This window comes from Micromonospora sp. MH99, from assembly GCF_021442385.1.
Lineage (GTDB): Bacteria > Actinomycetota > Actinomycetes > Mycobacteriales > Micromonosporaceae > Micromonospora.
On the sequence record NZ_MUZA01000136.1, the window covers coordinates 1 to 4,865 of the forward strand.

Annotated in this window: 6 protein-coding genes; 2 read left to right on the plus strand and 4 right to left on the minus strand. The window is 71.3% G+C overall.

Annotated elements, in window-relative coordinates; genetic code table 11:
* The 4 genes from B0E54_RS31990 to B0E54_RS32005 all read right to left on the minus strand — a co-directional run.
* Positions 1-1,138, minus strand: a 1,138-nt coding sequence (locus B0E54_RS31990) for a hypothetical protein (protein WP_234591573.1), incomplete at its 3' end; no start/stop codon positions are given.
* A complete protein-coding gene (locus tag B0E54_RS31995; RefSeq protein ID WP_234591574.1) occupies positions 1,138-1,884 on the minus strand; it encodes a hypothetical protein in 747 nt (248 codons plus the stop codon). The genes B0E54_RS31995 and B0E54_RS31990, both read right to left, overlap by 1 nt.
* Positions 1,885-1,915: 31 nt before the next feature.
* The gene (locus tag B0E54_RS32000; RefSeq protein WP_234591575.1) at positions 1,916-2,218 is read right to left on the minus strand and encodes a hypothetical protein; all 303 of its coding nucleotides are present in this window, start codon (positions 2,216-2,218) and stop codon (positions 1,916-1,918) included.
* Positions 2,219-2,229: 11 nt separating this feature from the next.
* The gene (locus B0E54_RS32005) at positions 2,230-2,658 is read right to left on the minus strand and encodes a hypothetical protein (RefSeq protein ID WP_234591576.1); all 429 of its coding nucleotides are present in this window, start codon (positions 2,656-2,658) and stop codon (positions 2,230-2,232) included.
* 318 nt (positions 2,659-2,976) lie between these two features.
* Here B0E54_RS32005 and B0E54_RS32010 point away from each other — a divergent pair, with 318 nt between their 5' ends.
* A complete protein-coding gene (locus B0E54_RS32010; protein WP_234591578.1) occupies positions 2,977-3,504 on the plus strand; it encodes a hypothetical protein in 528 nt (175 codons plus the stop codon).
* Positions 3,501-4,598, plus strand: coding sequence for a M23 family metallopeptidase (locus B0E54_RS32015; protein ID WP_234591579.1), 1,098 nt, complete (start codon positions 3,501-3,503; stop codon positions 4,596-4,598). Before B0E54_RS32010 ends, B0E54_RS32015 begins: the two co-directional genes overlap by 4 nt.
* The last annotated feature ends 267 nt before the right edge of the window (positions 4,599-4,865 follow it).

Sequence of the window (4,865 nt, forward strand, 5' to 3'; positions counted from 1 at the left end):
CGGCTGCGGCACCCCCGCCGGCTGCCGCACCTCCGCCGGCCGCGGCACCGCCACCTCCGGCCATCGCCGGCCCGCCGGCGGGTAGCCCACCGCCGGTCGGTGCGGGTGCGGCGGTGGGACCGGGCCCGGAGCCGGAGGGGCGTACGGGAGCACTCTGTCCACCGCCGCCACCGCCGCCACCGCCGCCACCACCGCCACCGCCGCCACCGCGGGTGGAGTTCAGCAGCATGGCGCCGTTGGCGATGGCTCCGGAGGCCGCCAGGCCCCCTCCTCCGCCGCCGCCCATGGCGATCTGGCTGGTCGCCGGGGCCAGCAACTTGAGCAGGGCCGGCATCGCCACGATGCCCATGCACATCAGCACGATGCCGGTCAGCACGGTGGTGAGGTCCTTGCCGTCACCGATCATCCAGAACGCGGCCGCGTAGACGGTCGCCGCGGCCGGCTTGTAGAGCAGCGCCGCCATCAGCCAGCTCATGTAGCGCGCCAGCATCGCGCGTCCGGTGCCGGTCATCGCCGCCGCCGCGGCCAGAGGCATCAGGCCGCACAGCAGCACCTTGATCGCGGCGATGCCGATGCTCAGCAGGATCTGCGCGAACGAGATGAGCAGAAGCATGAACGCGATGGCGATCAGCGCGATGGACGTGAGGCCGTTGAAGGCGGCCACGCCGGCAGCGGGCGCGAACATCACCAGGCGTTCGCCGAGATCGCCGCCGGTCGAGGCGTCCACGATCCACTTGGAGTAACCGTCGCCGAACTCGCTGAGGAGCGCGACCGTCGGTACGCCCGCAGCGCTGATGAGCGTCAGCTGCACCAGGCCGCGTCCGGCGTCGGTGGCGGCCTTCGCGTTGCGCTCCAACAGGATTCGCCCGGCCGCGATGAGCAGTGAGAACACTGCGACGGCACCGGTGATCCAGTAGGTGTACTCGCGCAGTCGATCGACGGCTCCCCCGGTGAGGACCGGGGACGGCACCGCGATCCAGCCGGCTATCAGCGTCTTCAAGGCCCAGGCCGCGGTTTCGCCCATGGCCTTGGCGAGGCCCTCGAGCATGGAGTCCGCGAACGAGGTGGTGACGCCGCCGACAAGGTCCCCGGCCGCGTCCGCGAGGCTGCAGTCGGCTTGCGTGATCGGATTGCACATCAGCGGGCCCCCCATTCCACGACGCCGTTCAGGTCGGTAACGGTGCGGCTCAACGAGGTCCAGGCGCCGCCGGGCGGCGCCACCATCTTCCAGTCACCGTCGCGCCACTGGAGCGTGGTCGTGACGATGAACCACCGTGCGGTGGTGCCGTTGACCGACCGGTAGGCCAGTCCGATCACCGCGGTGTCCGGCGTGTAGGTCAGGTACAGGTAGCCCGCCAGCGGCGCGAGATCGCCCGGTTGCGCCGGTTGCTCCGGCTCCGCCGCGAGCGCTGCCTGCAGTGTGTCCCGGTCGGTGCTGGGCAGGAACTGCTGGGTCAGGGTCGGTTCCCACGAGGCCCGGCCGGCGGCGGCACCCACCCGGCTGACCAGCTGCGCGGCGGCGATCAGCGCGCCCTCGGGCGTGCGTGCGAAGCCCTTGGCCTGCTTGTCGCTGCGCTCCCGGGGCCCGGCCCGGTCGCTGAACGGCAACGCGGTGCCACGGACGACCTGCCAGGTGACGCCCGTTGGCGCGGTCACCGGGACCGCCGTGGGCAGCTTGCCCGTGGCTTCCGGCTGCGGCGTCGCGCTCTCCGCGGACACCGTGGGTGCCACCGAGCTGGGCTCGGCGTCGTCGCCGGACCGAACGGCGACGACGACCCCGAGTGCGACGATCACCAGCAGCAGCGCCGCGGCCAGCACGAAGCCCGGCCGCGTCCACGGCGACGGTTCCTCTGCGTAGTCAGCCTGGTAGTTCTTCGAACGCATGGCGGTTCTTCCCCCCCGGTGATCGCCGTGCTCAGGTCAGCGCGTCGACCAACTGAGGCCCCACGCCGAGTAGCACACAACCGGCCAGCCACCAGCCCAGCGCAGAGGTGTTGGTGTCGTCGCCACGGCGGTGGGCGATCGCCATCTTGGCGCCGATGAACATGGCGCCGCCAACGGCGACGGCCGTGACGAGCCACTTCACCCAACCAAGGATCGTCAGGATCTTGTCCGAGCCGGGGGGTGCGACGTTGCCCGGGTTCGGTGCGGCGATGACACCGGTCGCAGCGTCCTGCACGCTGGTGACCGCGTCGTGCAGTTGCAGCAACAACGACATGAATCCTTCTCCTAGATCGAGACAGCTTCCACGATGGAATCGCGTAGCGCGGCGATGTCGGGTGGGGGGACGCCCAGATCGACGGGCTTGTCGGCGGCCAGCAGAACCTCCTGCCAGCCGACGCGCCAGACATTCGGTGCCCAGCCGGCCAGCAGTTGCAGACGCTCGTTGACGATCTTGGGCGGTCGGCGCGGCGACGCGGCGACCGCGACGACTCCCCGCACCTGGGCGTGCACCGGGATGGCTCGCCGACGCCACTGCTCCACCGCACCGGCCGCCGCCAACGTTCCGGCGGCGCTGGCTCGACAGACCAGCACGACGTTGATCATCGGAGAGTTCGGCGGCAACTGCGGCCACACGGGCCCGTAGTCGTAGCCGATCTGGGTCAACGTCGCGAGCGTGGTGGCACCGCTGCCGCCGTGGCAGCCGACCCACCACACCGGAGGCCACCCGTTGGCAACAGCCTGCGGTGGCACCGGTACGGCCGAGAGACCTGGCAGTGTGTCGTACCGCGTACGAATCTGCGCATTGACCGAGGGCACGTCAAGAATCGCCCTGCGCTCGACCGTGCATGTGATTTCCCCCGTACCTGACGTACCTTCGCGGCAGACAGTAGCACCCGGCTGCACGGCTATCGATATGGTGAATCCACATCGTGACGTGCAGAGCTGACTCCTGATCAGACGGCTCACAGTGGATACGAAGCAAGCGGGCAGCACGGGGGTAATGCGGCTATGAATAAGGAAGAAGGCGGATCCGTGCATTATGGACTCGCCGTACGGGTGGCGGTTTTCACTGTCGCCATACCGACGCTGCTCGTGACGCTGTCCGGCTGTTTCCGATCCGGGCCGGCCGGCGGCGAGGTGCCGCGAAATGGTGGACCCGCACCGGCCGTCGCCGGAACGGTCGCCAGCGCCACACCACCGGAGGCCCTCGGCCGTGACGACGAGGACGACGAGGGCCCCACAGCGCCGGTCGCCAAGGCGGCGCCCGCCGCTGCCGCCTTCGCCGCCGCGTGGGCCCGGCCGGGGCTCGACGCGGCAGGCTGGCTCGAAGGCGTCAGGCAGTTGTGTGTCCCGCGGTTCGCCGAGCAGTTGCGCACCGTCGAACCGGCCAACCTGCCCGCGTCCCGCATCACCGGCCCGCCCAGGGCGACCTACCCCGTCCGCGACGGCGGCGGGCAGTTCGCGATCCCCACGGATCGCGGGACGCTGCTGGTGAGTGTCGCCGATATCAAGGGCCGCTGGCTGGTCACCGGCAACGACTTCAAACGGGCCGGGCAGTGACCGACCAGAAGACGAAAGGTCTCGTCGGCGCGGTCGTCGCGGTAATCCTGCTGCTGGCTGGCTGCGTCATCGGGTTGCCGCTGTTCCTGATGGGCGGCGCGGCCAGCGCCTCGCCGTGCGGGCCGATCCCCGTTTCGGTGCCCTCCGGAGGCAGCGAGGGCACCACCACCTGGAATGAGAGCCAGGTTGCCAACGCCGCGATCATCGTCGCGGTCGGCCAAGAGATGAAGGTGCCGGCCCGTGGCCTGGTGATCGCCCTGGCCACCGCCATGCAGGAGTCCACGCTGCGCAACCTCAACTACGGGGACCGCGACTCCGTGGGCCTCTTCCAGCAGCGTCCCAGCCAGGGCTGGGGAACCGTGGCACAACTGACCGACCCCCGGTACGCCGCCGGCAAGTTCTACACGGCGCTGCTGAAGGTCGAGGGCTGGCAGGGCATGCGGCTGACCGACGCCGCCCAGGCCGTCCAGCGCTCCGGCACTCCCGAGGCCTACCAGCAGTGGGAGAACGACGCCAACGTCCTGGCCGCCACCATCCTGAAGGTCGGCAGCATCGACGACCTGGGTGGGGGAGCACCGGGTGCGCCGTGCGGGCCGGGCGCCTTCGAACCCGTCCCGGTCGGTCCGGGCGGCTGGGTGCAGCCGGTGCGGGCTGGCGTGGTCGCACCGTGGGGCCAGGACCGGGGCGACCACAGGCATGCCGGCGTCGACCTCGGTGCCGCGAAGGAGACGCCCATCCGGGCAGCCGCCGCCGGCGTCGTGTCGACAAGCAAGTGCAACGCCCCGGCCTGGCACGGCTGCGACACCGACGGATACCCCGGCCTCGGCGGATGTGGCTGGTACGTCGACGTCCGCCACGCCGGCAACATCGCCACCCGCTACTGCCACATGATCCATCAGCCCTTCGTCCGGGTCGGGCAGAGGGTCGCAGCTGGTGAGGTCCTCGGCCTCAGCGGCAGCTCCGGGAACTCCTCCGGGCCGCACCTGCACTATGAGGTGCACCGGGGCGTCGCTCCTGGCCAGAGCCTGAGCTTCGGCAACTCCGTGGACCCCGTCGCGTTCATGGCAGGCGTCGGAGCGCCGCTGGGCGGCTGACCGCCGGTGCGGCCCGCTCCACCCGCCCACCACCTGCGCCCCGCGAGACAGGGGGTAGGGGCGGTGTCCACGGGGACGCCCGGCGGGTCGTGCCGGCAGCCGCAACCTGCCGCAGCGGCCGGTCGAGCAGACGCGGTGCGGCCCAGAGGGCTGGTGGTGGTGCCGCGCCGGAGCTGCTCAGCGGGCGGCTGAGTGCGGCGCCCGGGTGGGCACGCGTTGCGGCTGCACCCGCCCCCGGCCCGCCACGCTCCGCGCGGCGGCCGAGCG